The organism is Bacteroides sp. (genome assembly GCF_028690125.1).
Taxonomy (GTDB): domain Bacteria; phylum Bacteroidota; class Bacteroidia; order Bacteroidales; family Bacteroidaceae; genus Bacteroides.
The window spans coordinates 1-16,015 of the sequence record NZ_JAQVBV010000065.1 but is presented as its reverse complement, the minus strand read 5'-3'; the positions used below and the strand labels follow the sequence as shown (position 1 = coordinate 16,015).

Genomic DNA, 16,015 nt, shown 5'->3' with positions numbered 1-16,015 from the left:
CCACTACAGCACGGACAAAAATTCTGCTCCAGACTCCTAACAAAAAACACCCTTATCAGGGTTTAAAACCAGTTTATAGTTTGATACAATTACCATACCTTTGGTGAGGACGCTTCTGGTGCTTCTGGTGCTTCTGTTGCTGCAGTTGCACATTTAACAGAGGCGTCTTTCCTTTCTCAAGATATGGTCATTATATCCAGCAATTCCTGGTCAGGCAATTCCGTCAGCTTTCGGACCTTTTAAATTAACTAAAACACTTTATTGTGATGCGCACTAAACGCTTAGTTCAATTTCCACATTTTCAAGAGATATAAAATCCTCATATCCTTCGTAAAGATTGGATTCTGCTGAAGCGCAATAAATTTTATTGTCCTTTATTACAGCCATTCCTTTAATCTGCTCACCTTTTTTAAATACTGTTACAAACCTGCCCCAATTATCAGCCTGTTGTGATTTTAAGAAGGTGATATTTACAGGAACACTCATTTTCCTGCAATCTATATTTTCGCTACATAGATCACAAGCTCCGCAGCCTTCATAACTTCCTAAAACTAATTCAGCCATTAATCTCCCTCTTTCTCTGTCCTCTTTCTGGATTGGTATACTCTATCGTAAGTAGTAGTAATATAAGTTCCTGGCTCAACCTGAATTTCCACGGTATTTTCTTGGCTGTTTGCGCCCACAACCATGCCGGTGATGCCCGCACAATTTCCGTCTATAATAGTGGCTTCCCACCCAATAAAAATGCTGTTCAACCTTATTCCTCCTTCTCCGCATCGGCCTTTTCCCTGAGTGCTCTAGCCAGTGCCCAGGCTCTTTTGCCTATATTGTTCATGGAACTGCGGTAGGTATTATGCCACTTATCCCGCCATTCCTTCTTTTTATCTTCGCCTTCAATTAGCGCCAGGGCATCGCAATACATTTTCCTCTCGTTTGGCCCACCGATCATAACACTGTCCAGGCACTCGGCTATTTTTAACCAATCCTCGCTTTTATTTAATTCCAAAAACTCCGGCACCGTTGAACCAAACTGATTTTTAAACCATTCGTCATGACCGCCGAAAAGAAAAATAGGCATATGATGTTCGCCATCTATTTCGTCCAGGGCATAATGTCCTTTTCCCAGCATCAACACGGCAATACAGGCCATCTTAAAATCGTCAGATTCAAGAGTATAATTATCACTCATATTTATAATTTCAAATATCAAAATTCAAACCTCCTTTATGTCGCATCTTAAACAGACTGCGAAACAGACTACGCAGCCAATGTTTTTACAACTGCTTTCATTACGCCCGGACTTACAGCATTCCCTATCTGGCAAACTTGATCTTTTTTGCTGCCCAATACCTTATATAAGGGTGAGAAGCCGTGTCCGACCAATAATTCATCTGGCTGCAACATTCGCATCATATGACCCTTTAAAGTGGGAATCACAAGCCCAAATCTGTCACGAGTGGTAATAGTCCTAAGTGGCCGTTCGAGTGATTGAAATGGGGAACCTGAACTATAATAGACAATTATGAAAGGCTCATCGCAACCAAGGGCATTAATGCCTTTTTCCACTCTTAATTGAGTCTTCTCGGCTTTCGTAGAAACTGGCGACAAGGGATAGTCTGCATGCCAGTTGATAATTTCCTTGGCAGATATCCATTGGCTTACTGTGGGTTCAATCTTTGCGGTACCTTTCCAAGTTCAGCAGTCATGAAATATCGTTGCCGGGTCTGTGGGATACCGAAATCAGCGCTGTTTAAAATTTGTTCTCTGGTACCATATCCTAATTTGTTTAATGCTTGCAGCCACACGGGATATAGTGCCCATGACTGAAAATCAGGTACATTCTCTACCACTATCCACCTTGGCCGGATCAAATCCGCAAAACGAATAACCTCAAAGGCCGTTGCCCTTGACTGTTCATCACGAGGTTTTGCGCCTTTTGCTCGGGAATGATTTGTACATTCCGGACTGGCAATTATCATGTCTACTCCATGAAATTGCCGGGGATCGACAAGCTCTAGCCTATTCTGGATATGGTGCGTCTTTGAATGATTTGCTTTGTGGGTTTTAATCGCAACCGCCCAATGATTGACGGCATATTTCACCCATGCGCCGGCAGCTGATGCACCGCTCGAACTACCGCCAGCGCCACAAAATAAATCAATTACAGTTACTACATTTGTAATGCCACTGACAGCCATAGCCGGATTCTCTTGCATATCCAAACCGGTAAATGAATAATGTGTTATTTTGCTGTTCTGATTATTGAATATGACCGCATCAGGATAGGGGTTGCTTATAAAAAGGGTTAAGGGATTTGTCATAGTGTTTTTCCCTAATAACGCCACTTCTTTCATCGTTCCTGTTGCATCATCGAAAGCAAAATGCTTAAATCCATTAGGAGAAAGGACTATATAATCCAGATATTCATCCCCCCACATAGATACCGTTTTGGGAGCAATTTGCTGCAATCGGATTTCGTGCAGTGTTGTGTCAACATAGGCTGTAGTTCCGGCAGTATCGATAATTGTTTCAGCGGGATTTATTTTGTAATTCCAGTATGCAACGTCGGCCAATACGGGCTTTGTAGCCATCAAGACTAGGAATAAAAGAATAAATATAATAGGTCCATCTCTGACACGCATAAATAAAAAACACACCCCAATAAAAAAACCGCCTTCTGGCGGCTTCGAGCTAAGAAATGTTTATTATATTTTAACTAGCTTCCATCCTTGGGATGTCTTATAAAATCCGGCAACAACCGCAACGTCTCTATCATCCACTTTGTATGTGCACTTAACCAGGGCTGTTTGCTTATCGCCCCATAAAGGCATGATTATTAGATTTGAATGCTGTTGTATCAGCGGCGAACTTAACTCAGCCTGATGAGCTTCATGGGCTTAACGTGCAGTGCCGGCTAGACATTTTCCTATGTTTTGAAAATCATTTGTTTTCACTTTATCCATATAATTTGCAAACACACGTTTAATAGATTCCAAGTCCTGCTCTGATATTTTATTGCCTTTACCAAACAACGGGCAATCGGTTTGACGGATGCTTATTACCTTCCATCCCCCTGTTTTTGCAAGTTCTACCCTATACCAGCCTACATCATTTATTCCGTTTGCTGAAAATTCTACTTTGGTATCAACCTGAGCCCAATTATTGCTGTACGCCACTACTGACGTTTTAATGCTTTCAAGTTTGGCTTTAGGTAGTGTAGCTGAATTTAGATGCCATAAGACCTTACCATCGGCATGTTTTTTAGCCTCTTCCAGATTACCCGTAACCAATGCAGTAATAAATTTGTCTTCTGCTTGTTCAATAGAATCCAAAAGCATTAACTGGGTTAATCCTATAAATAAAAAGATTCCAATAAAGAATAACAAAATAACAAATGAATAGTATTTCTTTTTCATAACAAATAATCGCCATATTTCATGGCGATTCTACCCCCTTTTTATTAATTTAGATAGTAATATGGAATGGTTGGGCAGGAATCAGTTCCTATTCAAACTGAAAAGCATTATTTTGGGAATGAAAAGTAGTATGTAGGGCGGCATTAGTGTAGAAGATATTGCCATAAATATGGTAATTAATCGCTTCTACCAATATATTTGAAAGTTACCTGATTATGGTAATTAAATAACATTGGCTTCTTAAAATAGTGCTTGATTAAAAACATACTCCTCTGACTTTATAAACAAATATTTTTCTTTATAAGTAATTAACTTAAATAGGGTAATTTATAAATTTACAATTCCATCCGTGCATATTATAGATTTAACGCTACTTTCAAAATCCCAACCTATTGACTGTTCGGCTATTTTATTCCATTCGCCCATTGTTCCAGAAAAATTTATATTTTCTAATTTACTACAATACGAAAAGGTTCTACTGCCTATGACTTCAATACTTTTAGGAATACTCACTAAAGACAATTGACTACATCCAACAAACGAACCCGAAGCAAGAGATTTGACCCCTTCTTCAACAATTACTTCTTTTATTTGAACTTTCCATCCATAGCTCATATTGACTAAATCAGAAGTCCAATTACTATCACTATTAGAAGAAGCCATTCTCCCTTCACCATATATTTTTATGCAATAGCCAAAATCTTTAATAATTAATTCGGCTTTTAAATTGTCTTCAATGGTTTCGCTGATGTTCCAGTGCATTTGTCCTGTCACTGTACGAAATAAAATCGAATTAAACATAATATATGATATAAAAATTATAATCAGAATTACGCCTAATATTATTAATAATTTGTACTTTGACTTCCTTTTCATATACCCTCAAATTCCGCAAGGTAATCTCGTACTTCCCCTTGAAAATACTTTCATTCTTTCAAAGCATCAGCAAGGGCGAAATCCTCTTTGTGTCCTGAAATAGTACGCAAGTTATTTTTTAATCCTTTTGGCGTAGCAACAGTATTTAACATAAATGACCACGATGTAGCATCAACTTTTGTGTCGGATATTAGATTCCACGTTTCAGATGCTACAGTAGTACAGTTGTGTGTATACGTCCATTTGTTAACGCCATCTTCACTTAAATGTGCAATCATATCGTCATACTTATCTTGCGTCATTTCCATAGCGATATATGTGTTTTTTAAATATGAGTAACCAAACGAGGGAGTAAGATGCTTATACACTTCCATATTATAAGATACCCCGTTAGCATCTCCACCACCGCCGCACAATCCTTCTGCGCCTAGCGCTCCGTTACCAAGTGTCAGATACTGTCCCCTTTTAATCTGATATTCTTTTACAGGGGGGACGTCCCTAAGTACATTGTCACTAGACCATTCCCTTGAACTATCAATCTTGCTCCAACCTACTGCAAGATTCTTGAAGTTAAGAGTATCATTAACGTAAGTATTATAAGCAAAAAACGCGTGTCCAGAAGTCCAAGCTGCGTCCTCGGAATTGTAGCAGGAGACAAGATAGAGTTTTCCAATAATTCCACCCGCAAGACCTTTTTTCTTTGGAGCAGTATCTTCTTTATCGAGTATTCCATCATTTTCTGTGTCTTCTCTAGTGGGATTCGATTTATATGACCAGACTTCAATCGAATCCTTACCTATATAGAGGTCTGGGTTTACCCCTTTTGAAAAACACAGAAATTGTATAAATAAATCAAGTTTTACCGTCTTTTTACTATCAAGTTCGCTGTAATCCATAATACCGTCATCATCGGTATCCTCATCAGGGTCATCGGCAGGATCGTTAAGCCTTACTTGCTGAAAATCGTCAAGAATAATCCACGTTCCCTTAGACGTTACATCGCCAATCTTATCGGCAAGAGCAAGTAGGGTTGTTCCAAAGCTTCCATAGATGTTGGCAATAATTCCACCCGTTTGTGTATAAAGGTCTTGATAAGTTGATTCAAAGGAAGAGGACGTAATTACAGAAACTACTATTCCGTCATTTACAAGTAGACTGATTTCCTTCTCCATCGACTCAATGCCGTAGTTATTGTCAACTTTGTACGGAGCATCCGTAACAAGTATTATGAACTTGCTTGCTGTAGTCCGCCAATCAAGCTGACGCGACATTTCAAGAGCATCAACATCGCATTCAGGGTCATCACCGCCACCATCTGCTGACATACCTTCTACCGCTTGCTTAAATGCCGATACGTTTGAATACCAGTTTGAAACACCGTTCTTGCGGATATATGTGCTTCCATTGCCATCTTCAACTATATCTCTAAAATCAACAAGTGCAAAGTTTGCATTAACGTTGTAAACATTTACAAGTTGATCAGCGAAAGATTTTACATTTTCTTGCACGTTGTAAATTTCATCGCCCATCGAACCTGTTGTGTCTATAACGAAAGCTATATCTGCTACACCCATTGCGGACTCCAATACTGCACGAGAAACAGCATTAAATGCAGTAATTTTTGGTATCGCATTTTCCATTGAAGGAGTATAATTTTCCGGTTCATAGGTTACGTTGTTGTCAAACGTTTTAGGTTCTTCTTCGTTTAACGACATTTGCAACCTAGGCCCGCTGATTGGTGTTGAGAAAGTTTCAAGAACAGATTCCGATGTAATACTTGCCATTACGTCAATTCCGAACATTCGGAGAAATTCATCGACATTCAGTACAAGATATTCGCCGCGGTCGGGAATATTCGCAGATATTTTACCGCGGTCGTATGTTGTGGTAAGCGGAGTTAAACCGTTCTCGCCTCCTACTTGGCAAATAACTAAATCTTTTGCATAATCTTCGTCATATTCTGAAACAATCTTGCTCGCATCATAAGAAAGTATAAGCGAAGAGCCCTCGTAATCGGAATCAATGTTTATAACATTTCCGATTACCGCTCGATTGTCATCAAAAGCATCTGTGTCTGCGACTTCAACGGTTATGTTGCTGTCGATGGTGCCGTTCACATTACCAAAAAGTGACGGAATAATAACAGCATCGTCATCGACGAGTTCTCCGTCAAAATTGTCGGCGCTGAGTGTTTGCGAGAAAGTACGCTCACCATCAAGTGTTACACCATCAGTGCTTAATTTCGTCGGGTCAAGCCCGAGAGTGATTTCATCGCCGTCGTTAAGACCGTCACCATCTGTGTCGACATTGAGAGGGTTGGTATTATATGTTTCAATTTCGGCATAATCGGAAAGTGTATCACTGTCAGTGTCAATATCGCTTGGATCTGTGCCGAGGCCTTGTTCCCGGATATTGGTGAGTAAGTCTTCGTCTGCATCTTCTTGGTCGTCATTAGTGCCGTTGTTGTCAGTATCTATAATAAGGGGGTCTGTTAAACTTTTAATATATTCGAAACCGTCTTCAAGACCGTCACCGTCAGTATCAGATTTTGTGTAATCTGTTCCTAGAAGACTTTCAAAAGAGTTGGACAAACCATCAGTATCAGTGTCGGTATCAGGGTCAATCAATTTATATACTTCTAGATTTGCAATTTGTAAGGTAGATATATTACCCGCTTCGTCTTTGATTGAATAAATTTTTACAGTCCAAATTCCATTACTTAGTTCACTATCGGTTTTTACGCTTATTCTAGTGCGTGAATTATCGGCAAAACCAATAATTTGGCCAACATGGGCTTCATTATTATCATTCCTAACCAGTTGTACTGATACACTGGAATCTGGCAGTAATACTGGTTCGTTTATCTGCAAAATAAACTGGTCCGTACTTATGTCCTGGCTAGCCTGTATCAATAGAGGTGGACTATTATCTTCTACTTCAGATATGTCAATATCGGTTTTATACCAATATCGAAGGTTCCAACCAGTTACCAGATAGTGTTTTTCAGCCTTTTCCGGATTCCCGATATTTTCATTAGTAAGACTCTGGATATTATACCAAAATCCAATTTTCTTAACGTAGCAATTATTTCCTCCATATTTTAACGATGCCAACAGGTGAGCCAAATCATAATATTTACTGTCTCCAGAGTAGATGTCTTTGCCAATACGAATTGAATCATCAGATACATCGTTTATAGTCAAGGTTCCGCTGAAGGAACAGGCCTGATAAACACTCTCCTGAGTAATATTTTCTTCTGCCGATGAAGTAACAGCAAGAACTTGGCGAGGAATGGGGAAGTTAATGATCGACAGGGACAGGGATATTAATAAGAGCAGGGATACACTCCGGCGCCACTTGAACAGACACCTGTTCCATACGGAAAATGCCAGTAATGTGATGAGTAGCACTACAAGCAGTAATAGCAGGGGATGAAAACATAGGTAGGCCATTGCAATGAATGGAACCAAGACTAGTCGAACAAATGCCTTTAAATAGCCTCGATTAGCAATGAAATAAGCTATCGGCGGTGAATTACGGTAATAGGACTGTACTAATCTGGTTCCCAAGGGATTAGTCAATAAAAAGCTATCCCTAAAGTTTCTTAATAGCACAACGGAAGGTTTAAATTTCGAACCATAGGCGGCCGTAGCAATAAAGCATTCATCCATATTAACGCTTGTTATGTTGAGCTGCCCGTTACTAAGCGTAGCGGTAGCAATTATAGTATTATTCTTGTTATAAAATTCAACCGACAATTGGTCGGGTGTACTGAGAACCTGCTTAATATTCACTAAAGGCTGGTCGACTGAAACTGGATCGTCAGACAACTTGACCGTATTATTCAAGACATTATATTCAGTAGCCTGTTCCAGGTTGGCTATATTTATGCTAAAGGAATTACAATAGCTATTGAAGTCGTTAATAGAATAAGTTCCTGTTGGTGGATTAGTGTCAACTTCCTCCGCCATAGTGGTAATAGGCAGTATGTTAAAGCAAACAAGAATCCCAAAAATTATTATTGCAAGCTTTTTACTATATTGTAGGTTCATGAATTATTACTCCACTAATAATTAAAATAGTCTCTTGGAATTCGTGAACTTTCTCTTTTCTTAAAGATATCTTTTTTAGCCAAGTTTCTTGCTTTCATGATCTTGCCGATTAACTCACATTTTTATCTTTATGTACCTGACAGGAACCTTCTCGATAGCCAAATGGGTTACGACATTACTCTAAGCTAGTTCTTTGCTATCATAATTGCTTCCTCCCAAGTAAAACGCCCTGTATCTGTACTTTGTTAAACTTTTTACCCGCCTTTGGCTAACTGATAATCCTCAATACCTAATAAAAAATTAAGGAGATGCATGCTCTTTTTTCAAAGGGTGCGCAAGCAAACACTGGTTTTTGATAGTTATTAGTTCATTGTTACATGACAAGTATAAATATAAGATTTTAACATAAATAAAATCCCACAATAGGTATTCTTCAAGTTTACAATCAATCCCTTTATTTATAATCCGCATTTATTTCTAAATATTCGACAATTTTATTTCATTTCAGCTTGTTGTTACCTTCTCAATTATTTTCCTGCTGACTCATATCTAGTTATGTATAAACGGCAATCTAAAGATTATCAGGGCTTCAAAAATTTTGTCCCCTGGTATATAACATATTCTCCGGACCTAATTCGCAGAAAGTATATGTCCATATATTTCACTAATTTTACGTGCTACTTCATTCCATAGCTCTTGTTGAGCAATAAGGGTATAGTCTGCTCCATCACTGTTTGCATCGCCGAGATCAATTTCTATAGGTTCCTCATTTACCGCCATTCCGTTCTAGTGGAAACCAATGCACCGCAAGTGGAAACCATTTTAAAAGCCTCCTTCGATATAATGTATCAATGCACCTAATAGTGTAAATACATTTGAAGGAGGTCATCAAAATGACCAAGTATCGGGAAATCCTTAGAATTCATAGTCTTGGATTCAGCCAGCAGCACATAAGGTTGAGAAATGGGCCAATAAACGTAGACTCTTAATTGGTAGAGGCGGGACTTTCCCACGTTGTATGCAGTTACAGACACGCCAAACCAGAACCGGATGAATATTATAATAAATTGCGTTTTTCAGAGGCATGTGGGTTATTAATAGGGCATAGCAATACCATAGAAGGACAAGTATACATCACTAACCTGTGAGAAATCCAGATATTTTCGCAGGTTTTTATCAATGCTAAGCGTCCAAATCGTAAAAGGGCCGAAATTGGCAAAAGCATCTTCTCTTTCGTATTTGTCCTGCATGTCGCCGTCCAATACCACCCGGGATTCATCCTCAAAGTAGTAACTGTACCGAATAAGCAGGGGGTCGTGAACAAATAAATATTGCTTGTCTGCTTCAGCATCATAGATGTATTCGCTTCCGTTGTGCTGCAAATCAATTTGTACCAAATGTTCCGGTGTGCTGCTAGGCAGAAGGCGAATCCCGCAAATCACCGGCTTCACCCGCCGCAGCCGGACATTGCCAAGTCTTGCAAAGCAATTCTCCTGAAAGTCAGTATTCTGCTCCGGGACAGGGATATGAAATTCAATATGAATATCCCCTTCTTTTGCGCTTTTTATTTCCTCAAGCAATTTTTCACGCACTGCCTGAGGAAAATGATAACACAGACCTTTACTCTGTGAAGCCCTTGGAAAGGCCTGCATCCTGCTTTTCCGGTTGTTGAGAGCTTTTGTATAGGCATCCAAAATATCCAGGTGAAAACTCCTTAACACATCCGAGGTAATCCGACAGGGCTCATTATCAAAAAAATTATCCGCCGCAATATTCTCAATCCCGGACAACGCCCGGAACCTGAAAGCCCGAAGCTCCTGATAGATTATGCGCATAACCTTCGTTTTGCACCGCTGGCAGGCATTCTGCAGAAAGGCAGCCGCAGCCACCAAATCATGATCCATAATCCTAAGGGCAGATAAGTTGCACTCATCAACCTCTCTCTTGCTGTTGAGCATTTGGGTATTCAGGACGCTGATGCCCATAATCACATAATTGTACTCCATAATGGCGTTGTTTCGAAGCAAGATATTATTCACATAGCCGTCCAAAAGAGTTCGAACCTGATCCATTTCCTCCTGGGCTATCCCGTGAAGATCATCCATCACCTGCGTAAGGTCATCATACTGCACCAACAGTTTTTCCGCCCCCGGATCGTCAGGCTCCAACGTATGGTCCGCGCGTTCATGATAGCTGTTCAGGACTGCTTGCAGCTTTCCTGAAACCTTGGAAACCTTATTAACCAAATACTCCTTTGAAATGTGAAGCCCTTGGGAAGTTACTGCCGTCTGAAAGGATTTGTTTGCCAGATCAGCGATTTGACTTCCGATCAGAAGTTTACTGGAAGGAGCAAACCCAATCATGGATACAGCGCCCAATATATCCTCGGCCGAACAGCCAAACCTGTTTTGGATAGCAGACTCCAGGGTCTCCAAAGCCTGTTTTAGCTTTCCCTTCCCTGACTGAGCCAGACGATCCAAATCGCCGATCTTTTTTTCCAATATCGTCAGCTCCTGCTCATATGCCTCTCGCTCCTTTTTGCTTTGGGACCTGACTTGTTCCGCCGCTTGCCGCGCTTTGATCAGTGCCTCCATTTTCTGTTGATTGTTTTTGGTCTCGTCAACGCAGATATGGCAGGACAATTCGATCTCCTTAAGATGGTTAAGCATAGTCTCCGCTTGGTCCTTATAAAGGCTGTAGCTCAAATTAGGCACCTTGTATGCTGTATTACCGAAATAATCCAACGACTGCCCTATCATTCCGCCGAACTTCATTGCCTCATAATATACCGACTCCAGTTTCTCAGCGTAAGCATCTATTCCTATGGCCCGAGTCCTGTCCAGAATACTGGAAAAAGCATTTTTCTTTAAAGCCGGTTCGGTCCGGCGAGCCAATAGGCAAAAAATATCGGCGGCGCATTTCAGCCCCGTATCACCTTTGGCGTTGATCCTTCCGGCCAAGGTATTCATCGCGTAATACGTCTTGGCCCGATTCAAACGCATCATGCACTGCAGAGGGTGGAGACAAGGGAAGCCGGCCTTTTCATAGGCCTCCGCAGCCTCCGAATACGTATGGATGCAGTCTTTCCCGGCCTTTTTCTTCTTGGGATCGTCCGCAACATAGATCAGGCGCTCCAGCCTACAATATTCATACATGGCATCCATCCGGTATATCTCATCGGATATGGCTTCGAAGCAGGCGTTGATTTCCCGAAGCATCTCCGTCTTTTCTTTGCCCCGCAGCATTTCGCCCGCATTCGCCAGATACTGTAGGTAGACTTCCAAAGCCGCCGGCAGTCCCTTTTCCTCCGGCGGCGGCAGAGGGTCTGCCTCGGGATCATAGTCTTTATAGCATTCGTATACGGCTCCTGCCACCGTGGGCAAAAACCTCTCCGAAACCGCCGCTCCTATGTCGTGCAAAACAGCAAGTTTCTCCGCCAGGTTCTCTGAACCGTACCCCGAAGTCAACCGGCTTATGATATCAGCAGTAAAACGTAACCCGGCAATTGTCACTTGATCAAGATCGCTGGAACTCGCCCAAACATGAAAAGATATTTTTTGCGGTTCCAGAATCTCCACAAAAAGCTGCAGCCCTTTGGTGTGCTTATCCCCTTCCTCACGTGAGATATCGATCACAGGATCATTGATACCCTCAATGGAAGCTGCGCTAATAAGCACCTGATTCGCCCGGAATCGCCCACTGACAATCAAATGCTCCGCAAAAATATATACCTGCTTCTTGGACCGGAAATCATCTCCGATCTCCGTTCCATAACCAATTTCCAAATACTCTTCGGCACTCAGGAAATAGCAGGCGTCCTCTGTCTCGTAGGCAATCAGCTGCCTTTCGGAATTAATTACATCAGGAAACCTTCCCATCAATTTTCCTCCTGTTTAGGCCTTGAATCGCAGCTTGGCCCTGGCTTTTTCCACTTCTCTTCTGGCGTTTTCCATTTGCCCTATTTCCGTCTCCCGTGCAGATCTTTTAGCCTCGCGCTCCCGTCGTTTTTCTTCTCTGGTAATCTCCGCCTCCCGCAGTTCTCTTCTTTTAGCCTGCAGTTCCTCCGTCACCCGCGGATCACTTGAAACCTCAGCATTTAGCTGGCTGATCCTTTGTTCCAACTGTTCCAGCTCCTGAGCAAGCCGGTTTTCCTGCCCTTCAAGCTGTTCGCACTTTCTGGCGGACTCCCGGACATCCACCTGCCATAGCAAATACCCGCTTTTCAAAATCCGTCCCTCCACATCCGCAAAGATTCGTTCCCTCCCCATATCAAAGGCCTTGGAAAGGGATTCCGCAGAAACCACTTCGGCAGGCGGGTTGCCCTCCAGAGTCTTGACCCGCCTTGTAATCTCATCTTGATACGTATCAAAAATCCTCTGGTTCCCTATAGCCTCGTTGAGCAGACGGTTCCGATATTCCAGATTCAGGCTGCCATCATCCCTTTGGATGGTTCTCTTAAGGGCCTTCGCATCGCCGTTCCAATTGTTAAAAAGGTCATTGCAAACAGACTCCCAGCGGTTCATGATCTCCTGCTGTTTCAGATTAAAAACGGTTCTCATTTGTTCCGCCATCTGCTTGGCAATACTTTTTTCCATGAGCCATTGGTTCTTCCGGAGGTTTTCTTTGATAATTGCTTGATTATCCTCAACACGCTTTTTGAGCCGTTCATACTCGGATTGATACTCTTCATTAGCCGGATCCTCATTGTGTTTATAATACACGTAGGCTTTATTCCCCAATTCATAGAGGCCGTAAATTAAAACAGGGATGCCGACCAGCATCACCATAACATCCGTCATCTTCATCCCTTCAGATTCGTACCAGTCATCGGACTGTTCTCCAGAGGCTTGTTCAACGGAGTCTTCCAGGCAGGAAATGTCATCCGTCACTGCTGCAGCTCGGGTAGACAGGAAGGCCACTGTTCCGGAAAATGCAGACCGGGAGGCCTCCGTTCCCTGTATCTGTTTTGTTTCAAATCGTAAAACAAACTGATTCTTTTTAGAAGTCAATTTAAAGGTGGCATCGCCCTGGGAGTGAACCGCCAGTTCGGATTGATTTATAATAACTTTCTGTTGCCTACCGTCTATGGTCAGTTTTGACTTCGTCCATTTTCCCGGCTTGCTAAAGCAATAGGTTCCACCCCACACAAAGATATTCTCACTTAGAACCTGCTCAATTTCTTCCCTACTCACCTGCCCGCTGTATTCACACCCGTGTCTTTGAAAAAAGTCTTCCGCCTGTTCCGCGGAAGCTGACAATAAAACGTTACAGCATTCCTGCCGGGTATCCTGATCGGTCAGGATACCGTTCAGGATGGCATTGATTTGTTGTTGCGCCATTCATTCTCCCCCTTTGGTTAACCATATTTCATATGCTTTTTATCTTTTTCGGGCTACGGCTCTTCGTCTTTGACCAACTCGCATTGGATTTCATCGATGCTGCCCAACTTTCCGCAAATCAGTTCCGCAAAATCCTGAAAGACTTTCTTGTTCCTGACCTTATCAGTATTACGCAGCACCAGATCTGAAGCAGCGTAGGAATGCTGCTTCATATGCATAAAAAAGCCTTTAGTGCTTCCCTCCTCGACAAAATCAAGGAGAACGCGCCTGCTTTCCGGATGTGTTTTATTTCGATCCCCCCAAGCTCCTTCCAGGGGAATAAACCGAGTCAGGAGAGCATCTCCCCGTCCTAAAGATAACACCGTCGTCCCGGCATCAAACTCCTGGCCTTTCTTCTTCCGGTATACTTTATACTCGGCGCTGTTTACCTCCATGTGAAGGCTCCATCCGGGCATATCCTGTGTGGACAGCTCCAATGAAGGCGGCTCCAAGGTGATGGAAGCTTCCCACTTTTGTTCACCGCCCGTCATCTTGTTTTCAACCAGCAGTTCCGCCGAAATTAACTGGGTGCGCATTCTATTCCGCCTCCTATTGCTCCAACTGTCCGAACAAGATCAGATCCCTGGGAACATAGAACGGGTTTATGGTATCGATTTTGAATTTGTGCGCTCCATGAAACAGCAGGTTCCCCAGGGCAAACACGTTCAAATCATCCATTTTCAAGTTTACGGGCTTAAAGGCGTTTTTAAACTGTTCCATTGCCTTATCGATATACTTTTGGGCATATTCTCCCCTGCTCCTGATGATTTTCTTTTCGAATGTAATGTCGTCCTTGGTCATACCTACTTCAAAATGCAGGTTTTCCGTTCCGTCGGTTTTAAATTTTAAGTCCGAGGTCTTTTGGCAGGTTACGGTCAAATCCACCGCTCCCTCTTCAGCATATTCACCTATCTTAGTCAGTTTCCAAACATGAAAGTACTCCAGCGAATATTTTATTTCCCACTTCATGGAAATCTTCCCCTTATTTATGACTATTTTGAGCGGAAATTGGCTCAAATCCAATTCCTCCTCAAAGGGTCTGAACCCCCATGAAGATTCCCCTTTATAAACGGTAATCTTTTCGTCTATCTTGGCGGAAATATGCACACCCTCCGTGGCTGTTTCCTCGGTTATGCTCTTCCACTGAGTTGCTTCGAGCTGGGGTTCCAGATATGAATTCCAAAGGAGGTTTTTGGAAAGCACCATAGACGCCGAATAGCCTTCAGGAAGAGCTGTTTTTGCGCCCCCGGCATTGAAATAGGCTTTTTCCGATCCCCGGGATTGGTTTTGCTCGGTTTCAATGAAAATATCCAGAGTTTTTCGTTTTGTGTCTGGATCGACATTGGTTTTGAAAATGCAGGATTTTGGCGTCAGCTTAAAAGTGGGCTTCACTTCTTCATTGGTTATTTCCGTCAGGGTATAATCGATGCTGGATACTTTATCATGGAAAAATCCCTTAATAGACGTAGAAAAACTGTTCAAAAAGCCAGGATCGCTGAAAGGCGCCGGCAACCCTTGCCCCTTGCCCGCTGCCTCCACTGCCGAACTCATCAGGTCGCTGTTTTGAAAATGAAGTACAAAATTGGCGGAATCTTTTTCCTCCGGCATAAAATTGATCACGGTGTTTGAACCCGATACCTGGGAATTTTGACTTCCATGAATTGCTGCGATCGGGACATTGCAGACAAGGGTTACCTGACCCTCAGGAAACTTTTTCTTTCTAGTCATCGACTCGCCATCCTCTGTCCACGATAGCCTATACTCTCCACTCATAATGGTCATGCTGAGCTTGCACATACTCTCCGAGCCCTGGATAAACTCCATCACCGGCTCGTTGATCTTCATGTCGATGTCCACGCTAATATTCTCTCCGTAGAGCAGGTCGGAATATTGGAAGGTACATTTTACTGTTGAGACCAGAATGTTATCTTTATACTTTTGTGATAAAACTTCGTTCAGCTTTGCCTGGTCAAAAGAAGTCATAACATCCCATTTTTCAATGGTGTCTTTGCCCAACATATCGCTTATCAAGGTATCCTTATCCATATCCATTCCTCTTTTCTTGGTTTTATTCGTTTCACATACTCTATTCGGTAATAAATTAAATAATCATTCACAGAAATTACCTTATATTTTGACAAATACCTGTTATATTCTTCAATTCATCCATGGATACAGCTCCTGAGATTACAGCTGGACGCACATGTCTGCCGGTTGCAATGGTAGCCCAGGTTTTCGGGTCTACAGCTTCCTGGGATGCAGCAACCCGGACTATTACAATTAAATAATCACT

Annotated in this window: 14 protein-coding genes; 1 reads left to right on the top strand and 13 read right to left on the bottom strand. The window is 42.1% G+C overall.

Going from position 1 to position 16,015, the window contains the following annotated elements; all coding sequences use genetic code 11:
• Nucleotides 1-273 precede the first annotated feature (273 nt).
• From PHO71_RS23550 to PHO71_RS23490, 13 genes are all read right to left on the bottom strand, one after another.
• Entirely contained in the window at nt 274-564 is a 291-nt protein-coding gene (locus PHO71_RS23550) for a hypothetical protein (RefSeq protein ID WP_300208307.1), read from the bottom strand.
• A complete protein-coding gene (locus tag PHO71_RS23545; protein WP_300208305.1) occupies nt 564-755 on the bottom strand; it encodes a hypothetical protein in 192 nt (63 codons plus the stop codon). The genes PHO71_RS23550 and PHO71_RS23545 overlap by 1 nt, the downstream gene beginning before the upstream one ends.
• A gap of 2 nt (nt 756-757) precedes the next feature.
• A complete protein-coding gene (locus PHO71_RS23540; protein WP_300208302.1) occupies nt 758-1,189 on the bottom strand; it encodes a hypothetical protein in 432 nt (143 codons plus the stop codon).
• Nucleotides 1,190-1,257: 68 nt separating this feature from the next.
• On the bottom strand, nt 1,258-1,608 hold the full coding sequence (locus PHO71_RS23535) for a DNA cytosine methyltransferase (protein ID WP_300208299.1): 351 nt from the start codon (nt 1,606-1,608) through the stop codon (nt 1,258-1,260).
• Nucleotides 1,609-1,658: 50 nt separating this feature from the next.
• Entirely contained in the window at nt 1,659-2,591 is a 933-nt protein-coding gene (locus PHO71_RS23530; protein WP_300208297.1) for a DNA cytosine methyltransferase, read from the bottom strand.
• Between the two features lie 306 nt (nt 2,592-2,897).
• Entirely contained in the window at nt 2,898-3,416 is a 519-nt protein-coding gene (locus tag PHO71_RS23525) for a hypothetical protein (protein ID WP_300208295.1), read from the bottom strand.
• Between the two features lie 327 nt (nt 3,417-3,743).
• On the bottom strand, nt 3,744-4,217 hold the full coding sequence (locus tag PHO71_RS23520) for a leucine-rich repeat protein (protein ID WP_300208293.1): 474 nt from the start codon (nt 4,215-4,217) through the stop codon (nt 3,744-3,746).
• A gap of 125 nt (nt 4,218-4,342) precedes the next feature.
• Nucleotides 4,343-8,263: a CFI-box-CTERM domain-containing protein gene (locus PHO71_RS23515; protein ID WP_300208290.1), complete on the bottom strand. Its 3,921-nt coding sequence runs from the start codon at nt 8,261-8,263 to the stop codon at nt 4,343-4,345.
• A gap of 711 nt (nt 8,264-8,974) precedes the next feature.
• Entirely contained in the window at nt 8,975-9,124 is a 150-nt protein-coding gene (locus PHO71_RS23510; protein ID WP_300208287.1) for a hypothetical protein, read from the bottom strand.
• A gap of 314 nt (nt 9,125-9,438) precedes the next feature.
• Nucleotides 9,439-12,222 carry a hypothetical protein gene (locus tag PHO71_RS23505; protein WP_300208285.1) on the bottom strand — a complete coding sequence of 928 codons (2,784 nt, stop codon included), beginning with the start codon at nt 12,220-12,222 and terminating at the stop codon, nt 9,439-9,441.
• 15 nt (nt 12,223-12,237) lie between these two features.
• The gene (locus PHO71_RS23500; protein WP_300208284.1) at nt 12,238-13,683 is read right to left on the bottom strand and encodes a hypothetical protein; all 1,446 of its coding nucleotides are present in this window, start codon (nt 13,681-13,683) and stop codon (nt 12,238-12,240) included.
• 53 nt (nt 13,684-13,736) lie between these two features.
• On the bottom strand, nt 13,737-14,258 hold the full coding sequence (locus PHO71_RS23495) for a hypothetical protein (protein WP_300208282.1): 522 nt from the start codon (nt 14,256-14,258) through the stop codon (nt 13,737-13,739).
• Nucleotides 14,259-14,271: 13 nt separating this feature from the next.
• The gene (locus PHO71_RS23490) at nt 14,272-15,768 is read right to left on the bottom strand and encodes a hypothetical protein (RefSeq protein ID WP_300208281.1); all 1,497 of its coding nucleotides are present in this window, start codon (nt 15,766-15,768) and stop codon (nt 14,272-14,274) included.
• 122 nt (nt 15,769-15,890) lie between these two features.
• Here PHO71_RS23490 and PHO71_RS26320 point away from each other — a divergent pair, with 122 nt between their 5' ends.
• Entirely contained in the window at nt 15,891-16,010 is a 120-nt protein-coding gene (locus PHO71_RS26320; RefSeq protein WP_367279933.1) for a stalk domain-containing protein, read from the top strand.
• The last annotated feature ends 5 nt before the right edge of the window (nt 16,011-16,015 follow it).

What these genes read in the sequence shown, in the direction of transcription:
- PHO71_RS23550 (WP_300208307.1), bottom strand. Translation starts at nt 564, where the DNA reads ATGGCTGAATTAGTTTTAGGAAGTTATGAAGGCTGCGGAGCTTGTGAT.
- PHO71_RS23540 (WP_300208302.1), bottom strand. Translation starts at nt 1,189, where the DNA reads ATGAGTGATAATTATACTCTTGAATCTGACGATTTTAAGATGGCCTGT.
- PHO71_RS23530 (WP_300208297.1), bottom strand. Translation starts at nt 2,591, where the DNA reads ATGGCTACAAAGCCCGTATTGGCCGACGTTGCATACTGGAATTACAAA.
- PHO71_RS23525 (WP_300208295.1), bottom strand. Translation starts at nt 3,416, where the DNA reads ATGAAAAAGAAATACTATTCATTTGTTATTTTGTTATTCTTTATTGGA.
- PHO71_RS23520 (WP_300208293.1), bottom strand. Translation starts at nt 4,217, where the DNA reads ATGTTTAATTCGATTTTATTTCGTACAGTGACAGGACAAATGCACTGG.
- PHO71_RS23515 (WP_300208290.1), bottom strand. Translation starts at nt 8,263, where the DNA reads ATGGCGGAGGAAGTTGACACTAATCCACCAACAGGAACTTATTCTATT.
- PHO71_RS23510 (WP_300208287.1), bottom strand. Translation starts at nt 9,124, where the DNA reads ATGGCGGTAAATGAGGAACCTATAGAAATTGATCTCGGCGATGCAAAC.
- PHO71_RS23505 (WP_300208285.1), bottom strand. Translation starts at nt 12,222, where the DNA reads ATGGGAAGGTTTCCTGATGTAATTAATTCCGAAAGGCAGCTGATTGCC.
- PHO71_RS23500 (WP_300208284.1), bottom strand. Translation starts at nt 13,683, where the DNA reads ATGGCGCAACAACAAATCAATGCCATCCTGAACGGTATCCTGACCGAT.
- PHO71_RS23495 (WP_300208282.1), bottom strand. Translation starts at nt 14,258, where the DNA reads ATGCGCACCCAGTTAATTTCGGCGGAACTGCTGGTTGAAAACAAGATG.
- PHO71_RS23490 (WP_300208281.1), bottom strand. Translation starts at nt 15,768, where the DNA reads ATGGATAAGGATACCTTGATAAGCGATATGTTGGGCAAAGACACCATT.
- PHO71_RS26320 (WP_367279933.1), top strand. Translation starts at nt 15,891, where the DNA reads ATGGATACAGCTCCTGAGATTACAGCTGGACGCACATGTCTGCCGGTT.